This is a genomic window from Thermus thermamylovorans (genome assembly GCF_004307015.1).
GTDB lineage: Bacteria > Deinococcota > Deinococci > Deinococcales > Thermaceae > Thermus > Thermus thermamylovorans.
On sequence record NZ_SIJL01000001.1, the window covers coordinates 1 to 24,644 of the forward strand.

At 70.6% G+C, this 24,644-nt stretch carries 23 protein-coding genes; 16 read left to right on the plus strand and 7 right to left on the minus strand.

What is annotated here, in order from left to right:
- Positions 1 to 91 precede the first annotated feature (91 nt).
- The 4 genes from ETP66_RS00005 to ETP66_RS00020 all read left to right on the plus strand — a co-directional run bounded on the left by ETP66_RS00005 (position 92) and on the right by ETP66_RS00020 (position 3,600).
- Positions 92 to 1,390 carry an ABC transporter substrate-binding protein gene (locus tag ETP66_RS00005; RefSeq protein WP_130839418.1) on the plus strand — a complete coding sequence of 433 codons (1,299 nt, stop codon included), beginning with the start codon at positions 92 to 94 and terminating at the stop codon, positions 1,388 to 1,390.
- A 73-nt stretch (positions 1,391 to 1,463) separates the two neighbouring features.
- Entirely contained in the window at positions 1,464 to 2,456 is a 993-nt protein-coding gene (gene mtnA / locus ETP66_RS00010; protein WP_130839420.1) for an S-methyl-5-thioribose-1-phosphate isomerase, read from the plus strand.
- Positions 2,437 to 3,060 carry a ComF family protein gene (locus tag ETP66_RS00015; protein WP_130839422.1) on the plus strand — a complete coding sequence of 208 codons (624 nt, stop codon included), beginning with the start codon at positions 2,437 to 2,439 and terminating at the stop codon, positions 3,058 to 3,060. Before mtnA ends, ETP66_RS00015 begins: the two co-directional genes overlap by 20 nt.
- 141 nt (positions 3,061 to 3,201) lie before the next feature.
- The gene (locus ETP66_RS00020) at positions 3,202 to 3,600 is read left to right on the plus strand and encodes a DUF4258 domain-containing protein (protein ID WP_130839424.1); all 399 of its coding nucleotides are present in this window, start codon (positions 3,202 to 3,204) and stop codon (positions 3,598 to 3,600) included.
- Here ETP66_RS00020 and ETP66_RS00025 read toward each other — a convergent pair.
- Positions 3,582 to 3,968 carry a zinc uptake transcriptional regulator gene (locus tag ETP66_RS00025; protein ID WP_130839426.1) on the minus strand — a complete coding sequence of 129 codons (387 nt, stop codon included), beginning with the start codon at positions 3,966 to 3,968 and terminating at the stop codon, positions 3,582 to 3,584. The two genes, ETP66_RS00020 and ETP66_RS00025, sit on opposite strands and share 19 nt — an antisense overlap.
- Positions 3,969 to 4,025: 57 nt before the next feature.
- Between ETP66_RS00025 and ETP66_RS00030 the strand changes: the two genes are divergently transcribed.
- The 5 genes from ETP66_RS00030 to ETP66_RS00050 all read left to right on the plus strand — a co-directional run bounded on the left by ETP66_RS00030 (position 4,026) and on the right by ETP66_RS00050 (position 10,689).
- On the plus strand, positions 4,026 to 5,051 hold the full coding sequence (locus tag ETP66_RS00030; protein ID WP_130839428.1) for a YibE/F family protein: 1,026 nt from the start codon (positions 4,026 to 4,028) through the stop codon (positions 5,049 to 5,051).
- Positions 5,052 to 5,072: 21 nt separating this feature from the next.
- Positions 5,073 to 6,200 carry a metallophosphoesterase family protein gene (locus tag ETP66_RS00035; RefSeq protein WP_130839430.1) on the plus strand — a complete coding sequence of 376 codons (1,128 nt, stop codon included), beginning with the start codon at positions 5,073 to 5,075 and terminating at the stop codon, positions 6,198 to 6,200.
- The gene (locus ETP66_RS00040) at positions 6,175 to 9,048 is read left to right on the plus strand and encodes an AAA family ATPase (protein WP_130839432.1); all 2,874 of its coding nucleotides are present in this window, start codon (positions 6,175 to 6,177) and stop codon (positions 9,046 to 9,048) included. Before ETP66_RS00035 ends, ETP66_RS00040 begins: the two co-directional genes overlap by 26 nt.
- A gap of 180 nt (positions 9,049 to 9,228) precedes the next feature.
- On the plus strand, positions 9,229 to 9,606 hold the full coding sequence (locus tag ETP66_RS00045; protein WP_130839434.1) for a CBS domain-containing protein: 378 nt from the start codon (positions 9,229 to 9,231) through the stop codon (positions 9,604 to 9,606).
- A 93-nt stretch (positions 9,607 to 9,699) separates the two neighbouring features.
- Positions 9,700 to 10,689: a pectin acetylesterase-family hydrolase gene (locus tag ETP66_RS00050; protein WP_130839436.1), complete on the plus strand. Its 990-nt coding sequence runs from the start codon at positions 9,700 to 9,702 to the stop codon at positions 10,687 to 10,689.
- On the opposite strand, the gene ETP66_RS00055 is transcribed toward ETP66_RS00050, so the two are convergent.
- Both ETP66_RS00055 and recG read right to left on the minus strand, forming a co-directional pair.
- Positions 10,643 to 11,419, minus strand: a complete 777-nt coding sequence (locus tag ETP66_RS00055; RefSeq protein ID WP_130839944.1) for a hypothetical protein — start codon at positions 11,417 to 11,419, stop codon at positions 10,643 to 10,645. The genes ETP66_RS00050 and ETP66_RS00055 overlap by 47 nt on opposite strands.
- Before the next feature lie 5 nt (positions 11,420 to 11,424).
- Positions 11,425 to 13,743, minus strand: coding sequence for an ATP-dependent DNA helicase RecG (gene recG / locus ETP66_RS00060; protein ID WP_130839437.1), 2,319 nt, complete (start codon positions 13,741 to 13,743; stop codon positions 11,425 to 11,427).
- 15 nt (positions 13,744 to 13,758) lie between these two features.
- Between recG and ETP66_RS00065 the strand changes: the two genes are divergently transcribed.
- The 5 genes from ETP66_RS00065 to malQ all read left to right on the plus strand — a co-directional run bounded on the left by ETP66_RS00065 (position 13,759) and on the right by malQ (position 19,596).
- Positions 13,759 to 14,973: a M16 family metallopeptidase gene (locus ETP66_RS00065; RefSeq protein ID WP_130839439.1), complete on the plus strand. Its 1,215-nt coding sequence runs from the start codon at positions 13,759 to 13,761 to the stop codon at positions 14,971 to 14,973.
- Complete coding sequence (locus ETP66_RS00070) at positions 14,963 to 16,180, plus strand: M16 family metallopeptidase (RefSeq protein ID WP_130839441.1); 1,218 nt, start codon at positions 14,963 to 14,965, stop codon at positions 16,178 to 16,180. Before ETP66_RS00065 ends, ETP66_RS00070 begins: the two co-directional genes overlap by 11 nt.
- A 106-nt stretch (positions 16,181 to 16,286) precedes the next feature.
- Positions 16,287 to 17,159, plus strand: coding sequence for a 3-hydroxybutyryl-CoA dehydrogenase (locus ETP66_RS00075; protein WP_130839443.1), 873 nt, complete (start codon positions 16,287 to 16,289; stop codon positions 17,157 to 17,159).
- Between the two features lie 27 nt (positions 17,160 to 17,186).
- Entirely contained in the window at positions 17,187 to 18,032 is an 846-nt protein-coding gene (locus ETP66_RS00080) for an ion transporter (protein ID WP_130839444.1), read from the plus strand.
- Between the two features lie 61 nt (positions 18,033 to 18,093).
- Positions 18,094 to 19,596: a 4-alpha-glucanotransferase gene (gene malQ / locus ETP66_RS00085; protein ID WP_130839446.1), complete on the plus strand. Its 1,503-nt coding sequence runs from the start codon at positions 18,094 to 18,096 to the stop codon at positions 19,594 to 19,596.
- 50 nt (positions 19,597 to 19,646) lie between these two features.
- Here the strand turns inward: malQ and sucD are convergent, their stop codons facing one another.
- Positions 19,647 to 20,513, minus strand: coding sequence for a succinate--CoA ligase subunit alpha (gene sucD / locus ETP66_RS00090; protein WP_130839448.1), 867 nt, complete (start codon positions 20,511 to 20,513; stop codon positions 19,647 to 19,649).
- Positions 20,510 to 21,646 (minus strand): ADP-forming succinate--CoA ligase subunit beta, encoded by a 1,137-nt coding sequence (gene sucC, locus ETP66_RS00095; RefSeq protein ID WP_430731867.1) that lies wholly within the window; start codon positions 21,644 to 21,646, stop codon positions 20,510 to 20,512. The genes sucD and sucC overlap by 4 nt, the downstream gene beginning before the upstream one ends.
- 98 nt (positions 21,647 to 21,744) lie before the next feature.
- On the opposite strand from sucC, the gene ETP66_RS12045 reads away from it, so the two are divergent.
- A complete protein-coding gene (locus ETP66_RS12045) occupies positions 21,745 to 21,942 on the plus strand; it encodes a hypothetical protein (protein ID WP_236630054.1) in 198 nt (65 codons plus the stop codon).
- Positions 21,943 to 21,962: 20 nt separating this feature from the next.
- Complete coding sequence (locus tag ETP66_RS12335; protein ID WP_269089290.1) at positions 21,963 to 22,355, plus strand: hypothetical protein; 393 nt, start codon at positions 21,963 to 21,965, stop codon at positions 22,353 to 22,355.
- Positions 22,356 to 22,361: 6 nt separating this feature from the next.
- On the opposite strand, the gene ETP66_RS00105 is transcribed toward ETP66_RS12335, so the two are convergent.
- Both ETP66_RS00105 and radA read right to left on the minus strand, forming a co-directional pair.
- Positions 22,362 to 23,369 carry a PIN/TRAM domain-containing protein gene (locus tag ETP66_RS00105; protein ID WP_130839451.1) on the minus strand — a complete coding sequence of 336 codons (1,008 nt, stop codon included), beginning with the start codon at positions 23,367 to 23,369 and terminating at the stop codon, positions 22,362 to 22,364.
- On the minus strand, positions 23,366 to 24,628 hold the full coding sequence (gene radA, locus ETP66_RS00110) for a DNA repair protein RadA (RefSeq protein WP_130839453.1): 1,263 nt from the start codon (positions 24,626 to 24,628) through the stop codon (positions 23,366 to 23,368). Before radA ends, ETP66_RS00105 begins: the two co-directional genes overlap by 4 nt.
- Between the last annotated feature and the right edge of the window lie 16 nt (positions 24,629 to 24,644).

Here is a 24,644-nt window from a genome sequence, read left to right on the forward strand (position 1 = left end):
AAATGTGGTGGCCAATTACAAGGGCTTTCGCCGGAAATGGGGTGTGGTATACTGGGCGTGGCCCATAGAGGCAGCCATAGGGAGGTGGAGCATGAGGGAGAAGTATAGCTTGGCGAAGCGCACCAGCCGCCGCGGGTTCCTGAAGGCCGGTCTAGGGCTCGCGGTCCTGGGGATGGCCCGTGCCCAGGGGGCTCCGCCCGTGGTCCGGGTGGGCACCCTCTTCGACTACACCGGGGCCCTGGCCGAGTTCGGCCCCCCCTTCCGCCGGGCGGCGGACCTGGCGGCCCGGCAGATCAACGAGGCGGCGCGGGCCGTCTTCGGCGGCCCCATTATGGAGCTCGTCCATGAGGACTCGGGCACCACGGCCTCCATCGGCATCGACCGCGCCCGGAAGCTGGTGGGGGTGGACCGGGTGCCGGCCATCGTGGGCTCCCTGGCCAGCGGGGTCACGGTGCCGGTGGCGGAGGCGGTGACCGTACCGGGCCGGGTGCTGCAGATCTCCCCCGCCAGCACCTCCCCCCTCATCACCGCCCTGCCCGACAACGATTACCTGTTCCGCACCACCGCCTCCGACGCCCTGCAGGGGATCGTGGCCGCCCAGCTGGCCCGGGGGGAGATCGTTTCTGGCCACCGCTTCGACACCGCCAGCACCATCTTCGTGAACAACCCCTATGGCCGTGGCCTGTCCGAGGTCTTCGCCCGGGCCTTTGAACGCCGCGGGGGCCGCGTCCTGGCCCAGGTGGCCCACCCCGAGGAGCCCCAGCCCACCTACCGGGCCCTTCTGGAGCGGGCCCTGGCCGGCCGGCCCGGGGTGCTCCTGTGCATCAGCTACCCCGGCCAGGCCACCGTCTACCTGCGGGAGGCCCTGGAGCTCTTCCGCTACAACAGCTTCCAGTTCGTGGACGGCACCAAGTCCGAGGAGATCCTCCGGGCTGTGGGGGCGGCCAACCTCGAGGGCCGTCTGGGCACCGCCCCCGGCTCCGACCCCCAGTGGGAGGGGTTCCAGCGCTTCGTGCGCTTCTACCAGGAGGCCTACGGCGAGCGCCCGCCCCTGCCCTTCATGGACTCCACCTACGACGCGGTGGCGGTGATCGGCCTGGCCATCGCCCACGCGGTGTCCTTCGGCGTGGCCCGCATCAACGGCACCGTGCTCCGGGACCGGCTCCGCCTGGTCTCCAACCCCCCCGGGGAGCGGGTGGGGGTGGGGGAGTTCCGCCGGGCCTTCGAGCTTCTCCGGAACCGCCAGGTCATCAACTACACGGGGGCCGCGGGGGAGGTGGACTTCGACGAGAACGGGGACGTCATCACCCCGGTGGAGGTCTGGCGCTACCGGGGCGGCCGCATCGAGCAGGTGGCCCTGCGGCGGCCCGGCCAGATCCCCAGGAGCTGAGCCCCCAAGGGGCCCCCGCCCCGGCGGGGGCCGGGGGCTTCCCTTCGTCGGCTCCTCCCCTTAGCCTGGCCTTGTGGAACGCGTCCTGCCCTTTCGCTTCGCGGAGGGGGAGGGGGTCTTCTGGCTTTTGGACCAGAGGCGGCTCCCCCTGGAGGAGGTCTGGGTTCCGGTGCGCACCGCAAGGGAGATGGCCTCGGCCATCCGGGGCATGGTGGTGCGGGGGGCCCCGGCCATCGGGGTTTCGGCGGCCTACGGCATGGTCCTGGCCCACCTCGCCGGGGAGGCCCCGGAGGAGGCGGACCGGCTCCTCCGGGCCAGCCGCCCCACGGCGGTGAACCTCTTCCACGCCCTGGACCGCATGAAGGCCCACTGGGGGGACCTGGAGGGAAGCCTGAAGGAGGCCCGGGCCCTTTGGCGGGAGGTGGAGGAAACGGAAAAGGCCATAAGCCTGCATGGGGCCAGGGTGTTAAGGGGCCAAGTCCTCACCCACTGCAACACCGGGCCCCTCGCCACCGGGGGGTACGGCACTGCCCTCGGGGCCATCGTGGAGGCCCACCGCCGGGGACGGGTCCGCCACGTCTGGGTGGACGAGACCAGGCCCTACCTGCAAGGGGCCCGCCTCACCGCCTACGAGCTGAAGAAGGCCGGGGTCCCCGCCACCCTCATCGCCGACAGCATGGCGGGCTTCCTCATGGGAAAGGGCCAGGTGGACGCGGTGATCGTGGGGGTGGACCGCATGGCCCTGAACGGGGACTTCGCCAACAAGATCGGCACCTACGCCCTGGCGGTCCTCGCGCGCCATCACGGCATTCCCTTTTACGCCGCCCTGCCCCTTGCCTCCGTGGACCCCAGCCTTCCCACCGGGGAAGGCATCCCCCTCGAGGAGAGGCCCCCGGAGGAGGTCCTGGAGCTTAGGGGGGTGCGCCTCGCCCCTCCGGGGTTTCCCGCCTACCACCCGGCCTTCGACCTCACCCCCCACCGCTACCTCACGGGGATCGTTACCGAAAAGGGTGTCCTCTATCCCCCTTTCGACGAGGGGCTCCGGGATGCTCTGGGCCTTGCTTGAGGGGCTTTTGGGCCACCTCTGCCCGGGGTGTGGGGGGAGGCTGGACCGGGACCTCCTCTGCGCCCGTTGCCGGGAGGGCCTCCGGGCCTTCGCCGCGGGGGAGATGGTCTACCTGGGCCTCTACGGCCGGGTGGGGGGGCTGGTGCGGGCCCTCAAGTACCGGCGGCGCTTCGGCCTGGCCCCCCTTCTCGCCCGGCCCCTGGCCCAGGGGGTGCGGGAACGGGGGTGGGTGCTCGCGGGGGTGACGGCCGTCCCCACCCTCCTCCCCCGCCTCCTCCTCCGGGGCTACCACCCGCCGGAGCTTTTGGCCCGAGAGCTGGCCCAGTGCCTCGGGCTTCCCTACCGGAGGGTGCTTTGGCGCCTGCGCTACGCCCCTGGCCAGCCCGCCCGGGGCCGGGGGCGCGCCCGGCTTCCCCCCGATCTCTTCGCCCCCCGGGTGCGGGTGGCGGGGGCCTGGCTCCTGGTGGACGACGTCCTGACCAGCGGGGCCACCTTCCTGAGGGCCCGGGAGGCCCTCCTCAGGGCGGGAGCCTTGGGGGTTTACGGGGCCTTCCTGGCGGTGCGGGACCCCTCCGCCCTGGGGCCTTATACCCTTTCCCCCTAAACCCCATTCCGAAGAAGGCCGTGCGCCTAACTCCCTGGGGCCCTCGCCCCAACGCAGTCGGGAGGGGGCGGTGTTGCCGGGGGTCCGCCACACTCCCTGGCCCTGGCGGGGGCTAGACTTGAGGCAAAGGAGGGGGGCACCGTGAAAAAGCTCCGCCGCCTCGCCGACCTCCTTCCCCACCTCAAGGAGGGCCGTTACCGCCTGGGTCCCCACGTGGCCAAGCACATGCTCCAGGAGGGCTTCACCGAGCTGGACGTGCTCAAGGCTTTGGAGTGGGGCAGGGAGCTGGCCATCTACCCTGAGGACCAGCGGATGCTGGTTCTGGGCTACATGGTCTTCCCCCCGCGCCTCAGGCTTCCCCTCCATGTGGTCCTGGAGTACGCCCGGCCCCGGCACGTGGACGTCGTCACCGCCTTCATCCCCAAGGAGCCCCATCGGGTCTACTCCCGGGCCCGGCTGGCGGCCATCCTGCGCTTCGACGGGGCCCTGGAGGAGGTCCGCTGGTGCCTGCCCAAGGAGGCCTACCCGGCCTGGGAGTAGCCGGGACGGCATTCCGGGCAGCGGCCAAAAACCGTGACCTCGTGCCCCTCCGCTTGGAAGCCGGGGGGGAGGTGGGCAAGGGCTAGGTCGCAGCCCAGAAGCTCGTAGACCCGGCCGCAAAGGCGGCAGAGGAAGTGGTGGTGGTGCTCCCGGCCCGCGGGCTCGTAGCGAGGGGGTTCCCCGGGCAGGGCTACCGGGGTGAGGAAGCCCTCCTCCACCAGGCCCTTCAGGGTGCGGTACACGGTGGCCAGGCCCAGGGAGGGTACCTTCCTCCTGGCCAGGGCCAGGACCTCCTGGGGGGAAAGGGGTCTACCCGCCTCCAGGAAGGCCTCGCGGATGGCCCGCCGCTGCCGGGTGGAGCGCTCCATGCCCCCAGGATAGCAAGCTGAGAAGCGATTTTCATCCTTGGTGGGTAAAGTGGGGCCATGTGGCGCCTCCTGCTGGTCTTTCTTCTGCTTCCCGCCCTGGCCCAGGGGCGGGAGGAGGGCTACCTGGTGGGGCGGATCGTGGCCCTGGCCGGGGAGGGGGAGAGCCCCCTTTGGGACCTGGCCTGGGTGCGGGTGGAAGGGGAGCTGGTCCGGGCCTACCTGCCCACGGACGGGGAGGGCTTCCGCGAGGGGCAGCGGGTGGTCCTCTACCACGAGGGGGGACGGTACTACGTGACCGAGCCCGACCGCATGCCCTGGCTCTTCACCCTCCTGGGGCTTTTCGCCCTCCTGGCCCTCCTCCTGGGCCGGGGCAAGGGGGTGAGGGGGCTTCTCGGCACCTTCCTGAGCCTTTTGGTGGTGGTCTACTTCGTGGTCCCGCGGGTGGCGGCCGGGGGGAACCCCCTCCTCTACGCCTTTTTGGGAAGCCTGGGGGTCTTGCTCCTCACCATCTACCTGGTCCACGGGGTGAACCGCAAGACCACCGCTGCCCTCCTGGGCACCCTCCTCTCCGTGGGCTTCGTCCTCCTTCTCGCCCTCCTCTTCACCCGGGGCATGGCCTTCACCGGCCTGGCCTCGGAGGAGGCCCTCCTCCTCCGGCAGTGGGGGGGGGTGGACCTGGTCTCCCTCTTCCTCGCCGGGGTGGTGGTGGGGGCCCTGGGGGCCCTCACCGACGTTACCGTCACCCAGGCGGCCGTGGTCCAGGCCCTGGCCCACGCCAACCCCCGCTTCGGCCTTCTGGACCTCTACCGCCGGGGGATGGAGGTGGGCTACGACCACATCGGCAGCCTGGTGAACACCCTGGTCCTGGCCTACGCCGCGGGGTCTTTGCCCCTTTTCCTCCTCCTCACCCGGGATCCCACCCCCTTGCGCTTCCTCCTCAACACCGAGCCCTTCGCCGCGGAGATCGTGGCCATGGTCCTGGGCTCCCTGGGCCTCCTCCTGGCGGTCCCCCTCACCACCCTGGTGGCCGCCTGGTTCCTCCGGGGCGGCAGGGGGGGGCCGGGCCATCACCACCCCCACTGAAGCCCGGGCTAAGATTGGGCCATGCGCCTCCTGCACACCGCGGACTGGCACCTGGGCAAGGTGCTCAAGGGGGTGGACCGCACCCCGGAGGTGGGGGAGGCCCTGAAGGCCCTCCTAGAGATCGCCAGGGAGGGGCGGGTGGACCTGGTGGTGGTGGCCGGGGACCTCTTCGACCGCCCCCAGGTTTCTGCCGAGGCCGAGGCCTACGCCGTGGAGTTCTTCCTGCGCCTCAGGGAGCTCGGGATTCCCGCCCTGGTCATCGCCGGGAACCACGACCCCAAGGAACGCCTGGAGGCCCTCGCCCCCCTCTTCGCCCTGGCGGGGGCCGAGGTGCGGGGGAGGCCCCTCCTGAAGGAGGAGGGCGGGGTGGTGGCGGTGAAGGGGGGCCTCCGGGCGGCCCTTTTGCCCTTCGTGTCCGAGCGGGTCCTGGTGAAAAAGGTCTTCCAGGGGGAGGAGGACCGCCACCGCGCCTACGCCGAGGCCATGCGCCGGATCCTGGCCAACCTGCAAAGCCCCCTTATGCTGGGCCACTTTGCCCTGGAGGGGGCGAGGCCCGGGGGCGGGGAGTTCGTCTTCCACCTGGCGGGGAGCTATGCGGTGCCCCCCTCGGCCCTCCCCCTCTCCGCCCGCTACCTGGCCCTCGGGCATCTCCACCGGCAGCAGCAGGCCTCGGAGGCTCCCCTGGCCTGGTACCCGGGAAGCCTGGTCCAGCTGGACTTCGGGGAGGGGGAGGAGGCGGAGCGGGGGGCCCTTCTGGTGGAGCTTCCCCCCTCGGGGCCCCCGCGGGTCCACCCTATCCGGGAGCGCTGGGGCAAGCCCCTCAAGACCTTCCGCCTCCGCCCCGAGGAGCTGGACGGACGGCTTCCCGAGATGGAGCGCTTTCCCGGCCACCTGCGCCTGGTGGTGGAGGGGCGGCTTTCCCCGGCGGTGAAGGAGCGCCTCTTCCAGGCCCTCCCCCGCCTCCTGGCGGTGGAGACGGGAGGCGCCCTGGCCGAGGAGGGGGGTGGGGCCTTGCCGGAGGGGCTCGGCTTTGTGGAGGCCTACGGCCGCTACCTGGAGGAGCGGGGCAGGAGGGAGGAAGCCCTCCTGGAGCGGTTTGCCCAACTGCTGAAGGAGGTGGAGCTTGCGGCCCTTGCGCCTGGAGCTTGAGGGCTTCGGCCCCTACCGGGAGCTTCAGGAGGTGGACTTCTCCGACGTGGAGCTCTTCGCCATCACCGGGCCCACGGGCTCGGGTAAGTCCACCCTTCTGGATGCCATCAGCTTCGCCCTCTACGGCCGGGTGCCCCGGGTGGGCCGGAGCGTGGGGGATCTGAGGCATCCGGCGGCCCTCGAGGCCCGGGTGCGCCTCACCTTCCAGGTGGGGGGCCGGGTCTTCCGGGTGGAGCGGGTGCGGGGTCGGCGGTCCGAGGGGCGGCTCTTTGAGCTGGAAGGCGGCGGGGAGCGCCTTCTCCCCCTGGAGACCCTGGACCGGGTGAACGGGGAGCTGGAAAGGCTTCTGGGCCTCCCCTACGAGGCCTTCACCCGGGCCCTGCTCCTGCCCCAGGGGGAGTTCGACCGTTTTCTCAAGGGGGAAGCCGGGGAGCGCCGGAAGCTCCTCTTGGACCTCTTTGCCCTTTCCCGGCTAGAGCGGGCCCGGGAACGGGCAGCGCAGGGGAAGGCGGCGCTTCTGGAGGAGAAGGGCAGGCTGGAAGGGGAGCTTTCCGCCTTGTCCGGGGTGGACCCCAAGGCCAAAGCGGCCCTGGAGGCTGAGCTTGGGGCGGTGCAGGAGGAGGCCCTGCGCCGGGAGGGGGAGGTGCGGCGCCTGGAAGGGGAGCTCAAGGGGGCAGAGGCCCGTTGGGAATGGGCCCGCAGGCAGCAGGAGCTCCGCTCCCGCCTCGCCCGTTTGGAGCGAGAGGAGGAAAGCCTCAAGGGGGTGCGCCGCCGCCTGGAGCGGGCGGAGGAGGCCGCAAGGGCCCTTCCCCTGTGGCGGGACCTGCGAGCCAAGGAGGCCGCCCTGGCCGCCACCCAGGAGGAGCTCCGCCGGGAAGAGGCTCGCAAGGAGACTCTCCTGGCGGAGCGGCAGGCCTTGGCCTTCGACCCCTTACGGCTTCGGGACCTGCGGGCCGCCTTGGCCGAGGCCCAGGGCCTCTTGGCCCTGGAGCTCCTCTGGCGCCGGGTGGGGGTGAGGGAGCACCCCGCCCCTCGCCTGGACCCCGAGGCCCTGGCGGGCCTCCTGGAACGGGAGGCCGCCCTAAGGCGGGAGGAGGAGGCCTTAAGGGCCTGGCAGGAGGTGCGGGAGAAGCTTGCCCAGAAGCGGGAAGCCCTGGCTGCCCGGAGGGCTGGGCTCGCCGCCTTGGAGGCGGAGGGCCGGAAGGTGAGGGCCCGGGTGGAGGAGCTGGAAAGGGCCCTCAAGGCCGCCCAGGCCCAGGGCCTCCGGGAGGCCCTGGCCGCCCTGGAGGGGGAGCGGGAGGCCCTCTTGGCGGAGCAGCGGGACCTGGAAGAGGCCCTCCTGGCCCTGGTCCGGGAGGAGCGGCGGCTCGGCCTCCTGGCCTACCGCGATCTCTTGGAGCTGGGGAGGCCCTGTCCCCTCTGCGGGGGCGTGGTCCACGCCCTACCCCCCGGGGGGGAGGGGAGGGATCTTTCGGGGGAGAGGCAGCGCCTGGAGGCGCTCCTCCGCCGGACGGAGGGCCGCCTGGGGCAGGTGGCGGGGGAGCTTGCGGCCAAGGCCGAGGCCCTGGCCGCCATGGGGGTAGAGCCTGCCCCGGGGGACGAGGAGGCCCTGAAGGGCGCCCTGGAGGAGGCCAAGGCCTATCTGGAGGCCCTGCGCGACCGCTACCGCACGGCGCAAGGGGAGGCCAGGGCCCTGGAGGAGGCGGTGGGGGACCTCGAGGCCGAGGAGGTCCGCAAGGGCCGGGGCGGGGGAGCCCCCGAGGAGGCCCTCGCCGCCTTGCGGGAGACCCTTTCCATCCTGGAGGAGGAGAAGCGGGCCCTGGCCGCCGGGCTCTACCGGCACCTGCGGGAGCGCACCGGGGGGGAGGATCCGGCCGCTTACCTGGACCGGCTCAGGGCCGAGGTCCGCGCCCTGGAGGCCCAGGAGGGACGAGACCGCGCCCTGGCCCAGGAGCTGGAGGCCCGGGAGCGGACCCTCTCTGCCCTCCGGGCCCGGGAAGAGGAGCAGGCCAAGGCGCTGGCCGAGGCCCGAGGGCGGGTGGCAGGCCTGATGCCGGAGGAGGAGGCCCTGGCCCTCCACCTGAGCCCCGAGGAGCGCCAGGCCCTCCAGGCCCGCCTCCTGGCCCACGAGGAGGAGCTGAAGGCGGTGCAGGCGGAGCTTAAGGCCCTGCCCCTGGGGCAAGGCCCCTCCTTGGAGGAGGCCGAGGCCCAGGTCAGGGCCCTGCGGGATCGGCTGGAGGCGGCCCGGCGGCAGGTCCTGGACCTGCGGCAAAGGGAGGCGGTCCTCCGGGAGCGGCTCGACCGGCTCGCCGCCGACCTGAGGCGGAAGAGGGAGCTGGAGGGGCGCCTGGCGGAGGCGGTGCGGGAGCTGAGCCTCTGGGAGCGGCTGGCCCTGGACCTCCAGCGGGACAACTTCCCCGCCTATCTCCTGGGCCTCAGGCAGCGCAGCCTGGTGGCCCGGGCCGACGAGCTCCTCGCCACCCTTTCCCACGGGCGCTACCGCTTCCTCGCGCAGGGGGACGAGTACCTGGTCTATGACCTCTGGACCGAGGCCAAGCGCTCGGTGAGGACCCTCTCCGGCGGGGAGAGCTTTCTCGCCAGCCTTGCCCTGGCCCTGGCCCTTTCCGAGGAGCTTTCCCGGGGGCGGCTGGGGGCCTTTTTCCTGGACGAGGGCTTCGGCACCCTGGACCCGGAGGCCCTGGAGGCGGTGGCGGGGGTCTTGGAGGCCCTGCCCACCCGGGGGCGGCTGGTAGGCATCGTCACCCACGTGGAGGCCCTGGCGGAGCGCCTGCCAGCACGGCTTCGGGTGCGCAAGCACCCCTCGGGCAGCCGGGTAGGGTGGGTCTAGGCACCCCAGAGGGGACTTGGACGGGCCCCTTCCCCTTTTCCCGGTGGGGTCACCTCCCCCCCGGGCGTTAGGGGGAGGGACGCCCTGGGGAGGTTTGTCCCTTGGCGGCCGATACCCTTTGGGGTACCCTGAGGATCCCCGGCAGCGCGTCGCGTGGCCTTGGGGGTGAGGAGGTGTGCCATGAAGAAGGCCAGGGACATCATGTCCACCGAGGTGGTGATGATCCAGGGCTCGGCCACGGTGAAGGAGGCCATCAACTTGATGAAGGAGACGGGCCTCCGCGCCCTGGTGGTGGACCGCCGGAGCGAGGAAGACGCCTACGGCATCGTCACGGAGACGGACATCGTCTACAAGGTGATCGCCTACGGCAAGGACCCCGCCACGGTGCAGGTACACGAGATCATGACCAAACCCGTGATCACCGTGAACCCCGACCTGGGGGTGGAGTACGTGGCCCGCCTCTTCGCCAACACCGGCATCCGCCGCGCCCCCGTGATCCAGGGGGAGGTGATCGGCATCGTCTCCGTCACGGACATCCTGCGCAAGGCGGTGTTCTGATCCCTTCTCCTTCCCCGGACGGCCTCCAGAGGGGGGCCGCCTTTTTCTTGACCTGGTCCAAGAGAGACTTTAGACTGGAAGCGGAGGTGAACAATGCGCCGCTTCCTCTCCCTGCTTGTCTTTTTGGGCTTGGCCTTAGCCCAGGGGCTTTCCGAGGTCTGGAAGGCGGTGGAGGTCCCGGGAGGGATCTGCGCCGATGGCTCCCCCTACCGCTTCTACGTGAGCCCCGGGGACCCGAGGCGGGTGGTCCTGGACTTCCAGGGGGGCGGGGCCTGCTGGGACGCGGCCACCTGTAGCCCCGAAAGCCCCACCTACCGCCGGCGGGTGGAGGTTCAGGAGCTCCTCCTGGCCCAGGGGATCTACGACCGTCTGAGCGCGGCCAATCCCTTCCAGGGCTGGACCCATATCTTCGTGCCCTATTGCACCGGGGACCTGCACGTGGGCCGGGCCACCGTGGACTACGGGGGGTTTAGGGTGCACCACCAGGGGGCGAGGAACGCCCTGGCCGCCTTGGAGTACCTCTTCCGCAACCACGCGAACCCCGAGCGGGTCTTCGTGACCGGCTGCTCCGCCGGGGCCTACGGGGCGGTCTTCTGGGCGGACCGGGTGCTCGCCACCTACCGGAACGCCCAGGTGGCCCTTTGCGGGGACGCCGGGGTGGGGGTGCGCACGGAGGACTTCCCCGGCTTCCGGGTGTGGAACCCGCGCCTGCCCGAGCTCCCCGGGCTTTCCCCCGACCCCGAGGTCTACCAGGTCTACCTGGCCCTGAGCCGGGCCTACCCCCAGGGCCGTTTTGCCCAGTACACCACGCTGCTGGACGGCACCCAGGTCTTCTTCTACGGCCTCATGAGGGGGGAGCGCCTTCCCTCTGAGGCCACGGCGAGGGCGTGGGCGGAAAGCGCCCTCAGGGCGGTCACCGCCCCGGCCCAGGCGGAAAACTACACCTTCTACCTGGCTCCGGGGAGCCAGCACTGCATCCTGCCCCGGCCCGAGCTCTACACCCTGAGGGTAGGGGAGGTGGCCTTCCTGGACTGGCTTAGGGCCCTGGCCGAGGGGAAGACCCCGCCCCGGGTGCGCCCCTGAGGCCAAAGGCGGCGAACCAATCCCTGAGTTCGGGGTAGAGGGAGAGGAGGAGGCGGTGCCCCTTCTTGCGGTCCAGGGGGGCTGCTTCCAGAAAGGCCCTTAGGAGGCGGTCCCCGTCCTGCTCCAGAAGCGCCTGGGCCTTTAGAGCGAACTGGGCCTGGAACCACAGGGCGCTTTCCAGGCTTCCCCGGCGCCTTTCGTAGCTGGAAATACTCCGTGTGGCAGGGCTTAGGTGCGAGAGGTGGCTGCTCCAGGATAAGAGGCTTTCCGCCAGCTCCGGCCTGGCCCCCTTCAGGCCCAGGAGGAAGAGGTAGTTGGCAAAGAACTCGTCCAGCCACCTGGCTCCCGTGCGCAGGCGCCAGGCCACCTGCAGGGCGTGGGCATACTCGTGGCCCAGGTTCAGGTCCAGGAAGGCGGCCACCTCCCCTGGGGGCGGCCCCAGGGGCAGGAGGACCTCCCGCAGGCGATGGAGGAGCCTTTCGGGGTAGCGGAGGGGGGCATAGAGGGCGAGGCCTTCCCCCTCGCTCCGCTGGAAGGGGAGGCCATAGGGGTAGGGAAGCCGGGCCCGCCAGTCCCGCTCCGAAAGCGCGTAGAGTACCACCGGGGGCACGGGGGCGTAGGGGAGGTAGACCTCCCGCAGGGAGAGGAGGTAGGCCCGGAGGCCCTCCGCCCGCAAAGCGCCTCCTTCGGAGGCGAAGGCGGGCAGGTGGGGGTGGGGGAGGGCCTGCAGGGCCATCAGATGACTTCCCGGAAGCCGATGCGCTCCGCCTGGGCCCTTAGCTCATCCTTGAGGGCCTGGTGCTGGGGCAGGGAAAGGTCGGGGTCCATCTCCAGGATGCGCTTGGCCAGGGCCCGGGCCCCTTCGATGACCTCGGTGTCCTCCGCCAGGTCCCCGAGCCTGAGCTCCGGATACCCCGACTGCCGCGTGCCCCGGAGTTCCCCAGGGCCCCGCAGTTTCAGGTCCATCTCCGCGATGTAGAACCCGTCCGCCGACTCCTCCAGCACCCGGAGGCGCCTTAGGGTCTTCTGGCCCGCCTCCCCGGCGATGAGGATGGCGTAGCCCGGCAGGCCTCCCCGCCCCACCCGGCCCCTCAGCTGGTGGAGCTGGGCCAGGCCGAAGCGCTCGGCGTTCTCCACCACCATCAGGGTGGCCCGGGGGATGTCCACCCCCACCTCGATGACCGTGGTGGACACCAGGAGGTCAAAGGCCCCCTGGCGGAAGGCCTCCATCACCCCATCCTTTTCCCGGGCGGGCATCCGGCCGTGGAGGAGGGCCATGCGCACCTCGGGGAGGAGGCCCTTGAGCTCCTCGTAGAGGGCGGTGGCCGCCTTCAGCTCCAGCTCCTCCGACTCCTCGATGGCCGGGGCCACCACGAAGACCTGGTGCCCCTTCCGCACCTCTTCCCGGGCGAAGGCGTAGGCCTGGAGGCGCAGGCGGTGGGGGAGGACCTTGGTCTTCACGGGGATGCGGCCGGGGGGCATCTCGTCCAGGACGCTCACCTCCAGGTCCCCGTAGAGGGTGAGGGCCAGGGAGCGGGGGATGGGGGTGGCGGACATGACCAGCACATCGGGGGGCACCTGGGCCATCTTGAGGAGGGCCCGCCGCTGGAGGACGCCGAAGCGGTGTTCCTCGTCCACCACCGCCAGGCCCAGGTCCCGAAAGCCCACCCCCTCCTGGATGAGGGCGTGGGTGCCCACCGCCACCTGGGCTTCCCCGGAAAGGAGCCTGGCCATGGCCGCCTCCTTTTCCCTCTGGCTCATGGAGCCCAGGAGGAGCTCCACCCGCACCCCTAAGGGGAAGAGGTAGCGGGTGAGGTTCCCGTAGTGCTGCTGGGCCAGGATCTCCGTGGGGGCCATGAGGGCCCCCTGGGCCCCGTTCCTGGCCGCCAGGTAGAGGGCGAAGGCCGCCACCACCGTCTTCCCCGAGCCCACGTCCCCCTGGAGGAGGCGGGCCATCTGCCGGGGGCTTTGCATGTCCTTGGCGATCTCCGCCATGACCCTTTCCTGGGCCCCCGTGAGGGGGAAGGGGAGGGCCCTTTTGAAGGCCTCCACCCAGGCCTTCTCCACCCGGAAGGCCCGTCCCAGGACCATCCCCCCGGCGTCCAGGAGGGCCTTGAGCTCCAGGAGGAGGTACTCGTCGAACTTGAGGCGGAGGAGGGCCCTTTTCAGGGCTTCCTCGTCCTCGGGGAAGTGGATGGCCCTTAGGGCCTCGGTGTACTCCGGAAGGCCTTCCTCCTCCCGGTAGGCCCCCAGGGGGTCGGGGAGGGGGAGGGCGGCCTCCAGGGCCCGGTGGACGGTGCGCCTCAGGAAGGCCTGCCCCACCCCCTCCTTGGCGGGGTAGATGGGGACGATGCGCCCCGTGGAGAGGGACTCGGTGCCCTCGTCCTCGAAGTGCTCCACCCATAGCTGCACCCCGCCCCGCCTCTGCACCCGCCCCGTCACGATCAGGGTGGCCCCCTCTGCGATCTGGGCGAGGACCCAGGGCTGGTTGAACCAGACCAGGGTGAGGCGCCAGCCCCAGGCGTCCTGGGCCCGGACCTGGACCAGCTGCATCCCCTTCTTGGGGGTCTTGACCAGTTCTTTGGAGAGGACCCTCACGGAGAGGGTGGCCTTCTGGCCCTCCTCCAGATAGCGCACCCCGGGGAGGGCCCGGCGATCCTCGTAGCGGCGGGGGTAGTGGTGGAGGACGTCCCGCACCGTGCGCAGGCCCAGCTCGGCAAGCTTCTTGCGGCCCTGCGGGGGGACGAGGAGGTGGGCGGGGTCCTGGGGGGAGAGCTTACCCGGCCTGGGGCGCTCCTGGGCCTGGGGAAGGCGGGGCGGGGCGCCGTCTTCCAGGAGGCGAAGGGCCGCCTCCAGCACGGGAAGCCGCTCCTCCGGGGTCTTCGCCCCGTAGCCCTGGAAGAGGGTGAGGAGCTCGGGGAAGGGCCGGGCCAGGTTCTGGATCAGGCCCTCGAGGCCCCCCACCACCACCTGGTCCTTGGCCCCGTCCCTGAGCTCCCGGAGGATGGGCCTGAGGAGCCTCTCCCTGAGCTCCTTCTCCCTCACGCCCTCCATGATACCCTTAGGCCTGTGAGCCGCGTGGAGCGACTGCCAAACGGCCTGGTGGTGGCCCTGGAGGAGCGGGACTACCCCGGGGTGGCCTTCCAGCTTCTGGTCCCCGCCGGGGCGGTGAACGAGCCCGAGGGGCTTCTGGGGGCTTCCACCCTCCTGGAGGGCTGGCTTTGGAAGGGGGCGGGGGACCTGGACGCCAGGGGGCTGGCCGGGGCCCTGGACGCCTTGGGGGTGCGGCGGCAGAGCGGGGCGGGGCTGGAGTACACCCTCTTCTCCGCCGCCTTTTTGCCGGAGGTGCTGGAGGAGGTCTTCCGCCTCTACGCCCTGCTCCTCACCCGTCCGAGCCTCCCTGAGGAGGCCCTGGAGGCGGTGAAGAGCGTGGCCCTCCAGGCCCTCCTCTCCCAGGAGGACCAGCCCGCGAGAAAGCTCCTTTCCGAGCTTCGCAAAAGGGTCTTCCTCTCCCCCCACGGCCGGGACCCCTTGGGGGAGGAGGCCAGTCTGAAGAAGGCCAACCCCGAGGCGGTACGGGAGGATTTCCGGGGGCGCTACACCCCTAGGGGGGCCATCCTGGCGGTGGCGGGGGGGGTTTCTTGGGAGAGGTTGCAAGCCGCCTTGGAGCCCTTCCTGGCCTGGGAGGGGGAGGAGGCCTTCTACCCGCCCCCGGAGCTTTCCCAGCCCCACCGCTTCCACGTGGCCCGGCCCACCGCCCAGGTGCAGATCGGCCTGGCCTACCCCGACGTGGGCCCGGACCATCCCGGTTTCTACGCCGCCCGGCTGGCCCTCGAGGTCCTCTCCGGGGGCATGAGTAGCCGCCTCTTCACCGAGGTGCGGGAGAAGCGGGGCCTGGTCTACGCGGTGAGCGCCTTTCCCGCCGGGGTCAAGGGCCAGGGCCTCCTCATGGCCTACGGGGGCACCACCAAGGAAAGGGCCGGGGAAACCCTGGAGGTGATGCTCCGGGAGGTGGAGCGCCTGAGCGAGGGGGTGACGGCGGAGGAGCTCGCTCGGGCCAAGGTGGGCCTGAAGACCGCCTTGGTGATGGCCGATGAATCCCTCCGCACCCGCGCGAGTTCCATGGCCCGGGACCTCTTCGCCCTGGGGCGGGTGCGGCCCCTTGCGGAGATCGAGGCGGCCATCGAGGGGACCACCCTGGAGGCGGTGAACGCCTTCCTGCGGGCCCACCCCTACCGGGAACCCTGGGTGGGGCTTTTGGGGGAGGTGGAGCATGTTTCGTGAGGCGAAGCTCAAAAACGGCCTCCGGGTCATCGCCGAGGTGCTCCCGGAGGCCAGAAGCGTGGCCCTGGGCTACTTCGTGAAGACCGGGGCCCGGGACGAGGGGCCCGGGGAAAGCGGGGTGAGCCACTTCCTGGAGCACATGGTCTTCAAGGGCCCCGAGGGGATGGACGCCCTTTCGGTGAACCTGGCCTTCGACCGCCTGGGGGCCCAGTACAACGCCTTCACCTCCGAGGAGGCCACGGTCTACTATGGGGCCGTCCTGCCGGAGTTCGCCCCGGCTTTGCTGGAGCTCTTCTCCAAGCTCATGCGCCCCGCCCTGCGCCAGGAGGACTTTGACACCGAGAAGCTGGTGATCCTGGAGGAGATCGCCCGCTACCAGGACCGCCCGGGCTATATGGCCTACGACTGGGCCCGCGCCCGCTTCTTCGCGGGGCACCCCTTGGGGAATAGCGTTTTGGGCACGGTGGAAAGCATCACCGCCCTCAGCCGGGAGGGGATGGCCGCCTACCACGGGAGACGCTACCTTGCGGGAAGCATGGTCCTTGCGGCCACGGGCAAGGTGGACTTCGAGGGGCTGGTGGCCGAGGCCGAGCGCCTCACGGAAGGCTGGCCCCGGGGAGAGGCGCCTCGCGCCTATCCTCCCGTGGCCCCTGCCCAGGGCCTGGAGGCGCGCCCCTACGAAAAGGCCCGGGCCCTTTACCTGGTGGGCCTTTTCCCCGGGGTGGCCCATGCGGCGGAGGAACGCTTCCCCGCCCAGGTCCTGGCCCACCTCCTGGGGGAGGAGGGCTCGGGCAGGCTCCACTTCACCCTGGTGGACCGGGGCCTTGCGGAGGTGGCCTCCTTCGGGCACGAGGAGGCGGACGGGGCCGGGTTCTTCCACGCCTACGTGCAGGCGGACCCCAGGAACAAGGAGGCGGTCCTCGAGGCCCTGCAGGAGGAGCTCGCCCGCCTGGAGCGGGAGGGGGTAAGGGAAGAGGAGGTACAGAGGGCCAAGACCCCCCTGGCCACGGGCCTGGTCTTCGCCGGGGAAACGCCCATGGGGCGGCTCTTCCACCTGGGGATGGAGTACCTCTACACCGGCCGCTACCTCTCCCTGGCCGGGGCGAAGGACCGGGTGCAAAGGGTGTCGGCGGCGGAGGTCAACGCCCTCCTGGAGCAGGGCTTTTTGCGGCAGGGGTTCTACCACCTGGTGCTTCCAGAGGCCTAGGGGCCTCCTGCCTCCCCGGTCCCCTCGCCGCCCGCCTCCGGCTGAGGGAGGTGGCGCCACGCCCCCCTAGGACCCCGGGGGCGTAGAATAGCCCCCGAGGTGGCCTATGGAGATCAGGACGATAGGCGTGGTGGGCGCGGGACAGATGGGCAGCGGCATCGCCCAGGTGGCGGCCCAGGCGGGGTACCAGGTGGTGCTGGTGGACGTGGCGGAGAGCTTCCTGGAGCGGGGCCTTTCCGCCATCCGCCGCTCCTTGGGCAAGTTCCTGGAAAAGGGGAAGCTAACCCAGGAGGCCCACGACGAGGCCCTGGGGCGCATCCGCACCAGCCTGGTCCTGGGGGACCTGGGGGAGGCGGACCTCATCGTGGAGGCCATCGTGGAAGACGAGGGGGAGAAGCGCCGCCTCTTCGAGCGCCTGGGGAGCCTGGCCAAGCCCGAGGCCATCCTGGCCACCAACACCAGCTCCATCCCCATCACCGCCCTGGCCCGCCATTCCGGGCGGCCCGAGCGCTTCATCGGCATGCACTTCTTCAACCCCGTGCCCCTGATGGGGCTGGTGGAGGTGATCCGGGGGGAGCTCACCTCCGAGCCCACCCGGGAGGTGGTGGTGGGGGTGGCGAGGCGGATGGGGAAGACCCCCTTAGAGGTCCAGGACTACCCCGGCTTCGTCTCCAACCGCCTCCTCATGCCCATGATCAACGAGGCGGTGGAGGCCTTGAGGGAAGGGGTGGCCAGCAAGGAAGCCATCGACGGCGTGATGCGCCTGGGGATGAACCACCCAATGGGGCCTTTGGAGCTCGCGGACTTCATCGGCCTGGATACCTGCCTGGCCATCATGGAGGTGCTCCACCGGGGCTTCGGGGACGACAAGTATCGCCCCTCCCCTCTCCTCCGCCGCATGGTGCAGGCGGGGCTTTTGGGCCGCAAGACGGGCCGCGGTTTCTACGCCTACGACGAAAAGGGGAACCGGCTCGCCTGAGGCGCGGCCTGGTATCATGCCCCCGGTATGGGGGCGTTGGCGCGCCTGGTGGAAAGCGGGCCCTTCCAGGCCTTCTCCGTAGGGGTCATCCTCCTCGCGGCCCTGGTGGTGGGCCTAGAGACCTACCCGGAGGTGCTCCGGGCCCTTCCCTGGCTTCCCGCCCTGAACACCTTCGTCCTGGGCTTTTTCATCCTGGAGGCCTCTTTGCGCTTCCTGGCCACCTGGCCCCGGGCGGGGCGCTACTTCGCCGACGGCTGGAACCTCTTCGACCTCCTGGTGATCGCTGCCAGCTTTCTCCCGGAGACCGGTCCTTACGCGCCCGTGGCCCGGGTGCTCCGCCTCCTTCGGGTCCTGCGCCTGGTGCGCTTTTTAAGAGAGCTTCAGATCATCCTCCTGGCCCTGGCCCGGGCCATCCCCGCCATGGGGTACGTGATCCTCCTCCTCTTCCTGCACTTCTATGTCTTCGCCGTGGCCGGGGTCTTCCTCTTCCGGGAGAACGACCCGGTCCACTTCGCCAACCTGCACACCGCCCTTCTCACCCTCTTCCGGGTGATGACCCTGGAGGACTGGACCGATGTGATGTACACCCAGATCTACGGCTGCGACCGCTACGGCTTCGGCTTCGCCGAGGAGCTCTGCACGAGCCCCCGGGCCATGCCCTGGGCGGCCCTCTACTTCGTGGTCTTCGTCCTCCTGGGCACGGTGATCTTCCTCAACCTCTTCATCGGCATCATCGTGAACACCATGGACGAGATCCGCCGCCGCCACCAGGAGTTCCCTCCCCCAAACCCCAAGGAGGCGGAGCTCGCCCGGCTGGAAGCGGACCTGGAAACCCTCAAGGAGCGGGTCCGGCGGCTTCGGGAGGGAGCCTGAGTCCCCTGTCGGGCGGCCGCCTGCCTTGGAAGCTTTTCCAGCTCGGGGTAAACTGGGACCTATGGAACTCCCCCGCGCTTACGGACTCCTCCTGCACCCCACCAGCCTGCCAGGCCCCTTCGGCATCGGGGTTCTTGGCCCGGAGGCCCGCGTTTTCCTCCGCCTCCTCCAGGAGGCAGGGGGGCGGTACTGGCAGGTCCTCCCCTTGGGCCCCACGGGGTATGGGGACTCCCCCTACCAGTCCTTCAGCGCCTTCGCCGGGAACCCTTACCTGATCGACCTACGCCCCCTGGCGGAGGCGGGCTACCTGCGCCTTTCTGACCCCGGCTTTCCCCAGGGACGGGTGGACTACGGCAGGCTTTACGCCTGGAAGTGGCCCGCCTTGCGGGAGGGCTTCCGGGGCTTCCGGGAGCGGGCCCCCAAGGGGGAACGGGAGGACTTCCAGGCCTTTTGGGAGAGGGAGGCTTGGTGGCTTAGGGACTACGCCCTCTTCATGGCCCTCAAAGCCCACCACGGGGGGCTTCCCTGGAACCAGTGGCCCCTGCCCCTCCGCCTCCGGGAGGAGAAGGCCCTGAAGGAGGCGGAGGCCGTCCTGGCGGAGGAGGTGGCCTTCCACGCCTGGACCCAGTGGCTCTTCTTCCGCCAGTGGGGGACCCTGCGGAGGGAGGCGGAGGCCTTGGGTCTGCAGGTGGTCGGGGACATGCCCATCTTCGTGGCCGAGGACTCCGCGGAGGTCTGGGCCCACCCGGAGGGGTTCCACCTGGACGGGGAGGGCCGCCCCACGGTGGTGGCCGGGGTGCCCCCGGACTACTTCTCGGAGACGGGGCAGCGCTGGGGGAACCCCCTCTACCGCTGGGAGGTGCTGGAAAAGGAGGGCTTCTCCTTCTGGATAGACCGCCTGAGGAAGGCCCTGGAGCTCTTCCACCTGGTGCGCATCGACCACTTCCGGGGCTTTGAGGCCTACTGGGAGATCCCCGCCTCCTGCCCCACGGCGGTGGAGGGGCGCTGGGTGAAGGCCCCGGGGGAGAGGCTTTTTAAGCGCATCCAAGAGGTCTTCGGGAAGGTGCCCATCCTGGCGGAGGACCTGGGGGTCATCACCCCGGAGGTGGAGGCCCTCAGGGACCGCTTCGAGCTTCCCGGGATGAAGGTCCTGCAGTTTGCCTTCGACGGAGGCAGGGAAAACCCCTTCCTCCCCCACAACTACCCGGAGCACGGCCGGGTGGTGGTCTACACGGGCACTCACGACAACGACACCACCTTAGGCTGGTACCGCACCGCCACCCCCCACGAGCGCGCCTTCCTGGAGCGCTACCTCTCGGAGTGGGGCATCGGCTTCCGGGGGGAAGGGGAGGTGCCCTGGGCCCTCATGCGCCTGGGAATGGCCTCCGTGGCCCGGCTGGCCATATACCCGGTGCAGGATGTGCTGGCCTTGGGCTCCGAGGCCCGCATGAACTATCCCGGACGGCCTTCGGGGAACTGGGCCTGGCGGCTTCGGCCGGGGGAGCTCACCCCCGAGCACGGGGAGCGGCTTCTCAGGATGGCCGAGGCCACGGGGCGGGCATAGACACCCCGCCGTGGCCGAGGCCACGGCGGGGGCCCGGAAAAGGGGTGGGGTTAGCCCAGGGCTTTTTTCACCAGCTCCACGATCTCGTCGATGGTGTCCGCCACGGGGATGCCCGCCTCGGCGAAGGCCTGGAGCTTGGACTCTGGGGTGCCCACGTTGCCCATGATGATGGCCCCCGCGTGGCCCATGCGCTTGCCCTTGGGGGCGCTGCGGCCGCCGATGAAGCCCACCACGGGCTTCTTCATGTGCGCCTTCACCCAGGCGGCGGCCTCCTCCTCGTCGGAGCCCCCGATCTCCCCGATGAGGACCACGGCCTCGGTTTCGGGATCCTCGTTGAAGAGGGGGAGGAGGTCCTTGAAGGTGGTGCCGATCACGGGGTCGCCGCCGATGCCCACGGTGGTGGTGGTGCCTAGGCCCGCCCGGGAGAGGGCGGCCGCCGCCTCGTAGGTGAGGGTGCCGGAGCGGCTGATGAGCCCCACCTTGCCCCGCTGGAACACGTGGCCGGGCATGATGCCGATCTTGGCCTCCTCGGCGCTGATGATCCCGGGGCAGTTCCCCCCGATGAGGCGGCTCCCCAGGGCCTGGATCTCCTCCACCGCCCTCACCATGTCCAGGGTGGGGATGCCTTCGGTGATGAGGACGATGAGGGGCACCCCCGCGTGGGCGGCCTCCAGGGCCGCGTCCGCCGCCGCGGGGGCGGGCACGAAGACGATGGAGGCGTCAATGGCATGGTGGGCTACGGCTTCCTTTACCGTATCGTACACGGGAAGACCCAGGACCTCCGTGCCCCCCTTGCCCGGGGTCACCCCCGCCACCACCTTGGTGCCGTAAGCCAGCATCTGCTGGGTGTGGAACTGCCCCTCCCGGCCGGTGATGCCCTGGACCAGGACGCGGGTTTCGCGGTTCACCAGGATCACGCCGCACCTCCCACCATGGCCACCATGGCCTTGGCCGCCTCGATGGACGTGGGGTACATGTAGATGGGCTTGCCTTCCAGGAGCCTTTTGGCCTCCTCCTCGGCGGTTCCCGCCACCCGCATGACCACGGGTTTGGTGAGGAGCCCCTCCTCCAGGGCCCGGATCACCCCCTTGGCCACCTCGTCCGCCCGGGTGATGCCGCCGAAGATGTTGATGAACACCCCCTTCACGTCCGGGTCCTTGAGGACCACCTTGAGGGCGTTGTAGACCACCTCCGCCTTGGCCCCGCCCCCGATGTCCAGGAAGTTGGCGGGCTTTCCCCCGGTGCGATTCACCAGGTCCAGGGTGTACATGACGAGGCCCGCCCCGTTGCCGATGACGCCGATGTTGCCCTGGAGCTTCACGTAGGCGAAGCCGTAGTTGCTGGCCTCCACCTCCAGGGGGTGCTCGGCCTCGATCTCCCTGAGCTCCGCCAAGTCGGGGTGGCGGAAGAGGGCGTTGTCGTCCAGGACGATCTTGGCGTCGGCGGCCACGATCTGGCCGTCCGCGGTGACCACCAGGGGGTTGATCTCGGCGATGGAGGCGTCCGCCCCCTCGTAGGCCCGGTAGAGGGCCACCAACACCTGGGCCAGCCGGTTCAGGTTGCCCTCGAGGCCCGCCCGCTTCACCATCTCCCGGGCCTCGAAGGGGCGGAGGCCCCGGTGGGGGTCGATCCAGAACTTGTGGATGGCCTCGGGGCGCTCCGCGGCCACCTCTTCGATATCCACCCCCCCTTCCTTGGAGAGCATGAGGACCACGCGCTTCTGCGCTCGGTCCAGGATGAGGCCGGCGTAGTACTCCCTGGCGATGTCCACCGCCTCGGCCACCAGGACCTTCTTCACGGTGAGGCCCTTGATGTTCATGCCCAGGATGGCCTGGGCCTTCTCGTAGGCTTCCGCCGGGGTATCCGCCAGCTTTACGCCCCCGGCCTTGCCTCTCCCGCCCACGTGCACCTGGGCCTTGATCACCACCCGCCGGCCCAGCTCCTCGGCGATGCGCTTGGCCTCGTCGGGGGTATAGGCCACCTTGCCGGGGGGCACCGGTACCCCGTAGCGGGCCAGGATCTCCTTGGCTTGATACTCGTGCAGGTTCAAGCGCCACCTCCCCAGCCTTGGACGGCCAAGGCCGAGGGGCATTATACCCTTCTCAGGGACGGCTAACCCCGGTAGCCTGGAGGGGAAAGGGGGCGCTCATGGCGGGCAAAAGCGGCGGTTGGGCCCTGGGGGTGGCGCTTGTGCTTTTGGGGGTTCTGCTCCTCCTCCAGAACCTGGGGGTGGAGCTTGGGCGGGTCCTCCTGGGCCTGGTGTTCCTGGGCGGCGGGGGAGGCTTTCTGGTGGCGTACCTCCGGGACCGGAGCCTCTGGTGGGCCTCCATCCCCGGCGGGGGTTAGTGGGTTTGGGGCTGGCCCTGTTGGCGGGGGAAGCGACCTGGGGTGGGGCGCTCTTCCTGCTGGGGGCGGGCTTCGGCTTCGCCGGGGTCTACGCGGCAGACCGGGGGCAGTGGTGGGCCCTGATCCCCGGGGGAATCCTCCTCTCCCTGGCGGCGGTGGCCCTGGTGGAGGGGCTCTTCCCCGGCACGGATGCGGGCTTCCTCCTCTTCCTCGGCCTGGCCCTAACCTTTGGGCTCCTCTTCCTTCTGGGCCACCGCTGGGCCTTGTGGCCTGCCCTGGGGGTTTTGGTTCCCCTGGGCCTGGGCAGCCCTCCTCTCCGGGGGTTCCTCGCGTACGCCTTGCCCCTGGCCCTCATCCTGTCGGGGGGCTACCTGTTCTGGCGCGGCCTTGGCCGTAACCCTCAGGCCAAGTAGCCGAGGCTAAGCCTCGGCGGCGGGCCGGGCAAAGAAGAGGCGGCCCACCTGGGTCTGGATGGCCTGGGTGACCACCACCTCGATCTCCTGCCCCCGGTAGCGGATCCCCCCGTCCACCACCACCATGGAGCCGTCCTCCAGGTAGCCCACCCCCTGGTGGGGCTCTTTCCCCTCCTTCATGATCAGGAGCTTCAGGGTGTCCCCCACCTGGAGCTGGGGCCTTAGGGCCTGGGCCAGGGCTTGGACGGAGAGAGCCTTCACCCCGTAGATGCGGGCCATCTGCAGGAGGGCCAGGTCGTTGCTGACCAGGGCGGCCCCCAGGGAGCGGGCCAGGAAGAGGAGCCGTTCGTCCACGCTCTCCCCCTTGGGGGCCTCCTCCAGCACCTCCAGGGGGAGAGTCTCTTTCAGCCTTTCCAGGGTCTCCAGGCCTCGCCGTCCCTTGGCCCGCTTCAGGGGGTCTTGATTGTCGGCGAAGTGTTGGAGCTCCTTCAGCACGAAGTGGGGGACATAGAGGGGCCCTTCCAGAAAGCCCGTGGCCGCCACCTCCGCCAGGCGCCCGTCCACCAGGACGCTGGTGTCCAGCACCTTGCCCCCCGGGGGGCGGGGGGGTTTGGGGGGCAGGCGCAGGTAGTCCCGGTAGCCCAGGGCCAGGTAGGAGAAGAGCCCCACCAGGAAAAGGGCCAGGAGGAGGCTGTGGTAGGGGGAGAAGCCCGGTACCTGGGAGAGGAGGGTGGTGAGGAGGACGGTGAGGAGGAGGCCCAGGGTGGCCCCCAGGGTGAGGGCCACGGGCACCTCAGGGGGAAGCTCCCGCAGGCGGCGCAGGCGGGGCTCCAGGAAGGCTTCCAGCCTGGGGGCCAGGAGCATCCCCGTGAGGAAGCCTGCGACCACCAGGTAGAGGCGGTTCAGGGAGAGAAGCCCTCCGGAGCGGGGGAGGAGGCCCAGGCCCTCCAGGCCCACCGCCAGGCCGTAGCCCAGGAGGGCGAAGAGGAAGTAGAGGAGGAGGCGCGGGCTCATCCCAGGTACCGCTCCACCGCCTGGCCCAGGGTGGGGGTGTTGCCCGGGTGCAGGAAGCGGGCAAACCCCGCCCGCTCCCCCTCCCTTAGCCGCCTCTCCAGCCCCGCCACGCTCCGCACCTCCCCCAGAAGCCCCACCTCCCCCACCAAGGCCAGGTCCGGGGGCAGGGGCCTTCCCACCACCGCAGAATACACCGCCAGGGCCACCGCCAGATCCAGGCCTGGGTCCAAAACCCTAAGCCCCCCGGCCAGGTTCACGTAGACGTCCAGGTTTCCCAAGGGGAGACCAAGCCGCCTTTCCAGAACCGCTAAGACCATGTCCACCCGCCTGGGGTCCAGCCCCTGCACCACCCGGCGGGGGGCGGGGAAGGGCGTCTTGGCGGCCAGGGCCTGGACCTCGAGGGCCAAGGCCCTTTCCCCCGCCAGGGCCAGGGCCACGGCGCTTCCCGGCACCCCGAGGGGCCTTTCCAGGAGGAAGGCCTCCGAGGGGTTTGGCACCTCCACCAGGCCCTCTTCCTCCATGCGGAAGACCCCGAGCTCCCCCACGGGGCCGAAGCGGTTCTTGGCGCTCCTCAGCACCCGGTAGACCCCGGCGCTCTCCAGGTAGAGGGTGGCGTCCACCGCGTGCTCCACGCTCTTGGGCCCCGCCACCACCCCCTCCTTAGTCACGTGGCCCACCAGGACCACCGCCGCGCCCGTGCCCTTGGCGAAGCGCACCAAGGCCCCTGTGGCCTCCCGCACCGCCACTAGGCTCCCCGGGCTCCCGCCCGCCTCTATGGTCTGGATAGAGTCCACGAAAAGCGCCTCCGGAGGGGAGGCCTCCAGGAAGGCCAGGAGGGGCTCGAGGCGGGTCTCCCGGAGGAGGAGGAGGTCTTTCACCCCGAGCCTTTTGGCCCTTAGCTTGATCTGGGCGGGGGACTCCTCCCCCGCCAGGTAGTAGACCCGCTGGGGCATCCGCCGGGTCATCTCCAGGAGAAGGGTGCTCTTGCCCACCCCGGGCTCCCCCCCGAGGAGGACCACCTCTCCCGGCACCAGCCCTCCGCCCAGCACCCGGTCCACCTCGGCGAGCCCCGAGGAGAAGCGCCCCTCCTCGGCCTCGTCCACCTGGGAAAGGGGGAGGGGGGAGGCCGGCGGGACGGGGGCCCTGGGGGCCGGGGCCGTCTCCCGGAAGCTCTCCCAGGCCCCGCACCCCGGGCACCGGCCCAGGGGCCTGGGGGTACGGTAACCGCACTGGAGGCAGGCGTAACCCGTCTTGGCCATGGGGGCTAGGGCCCAA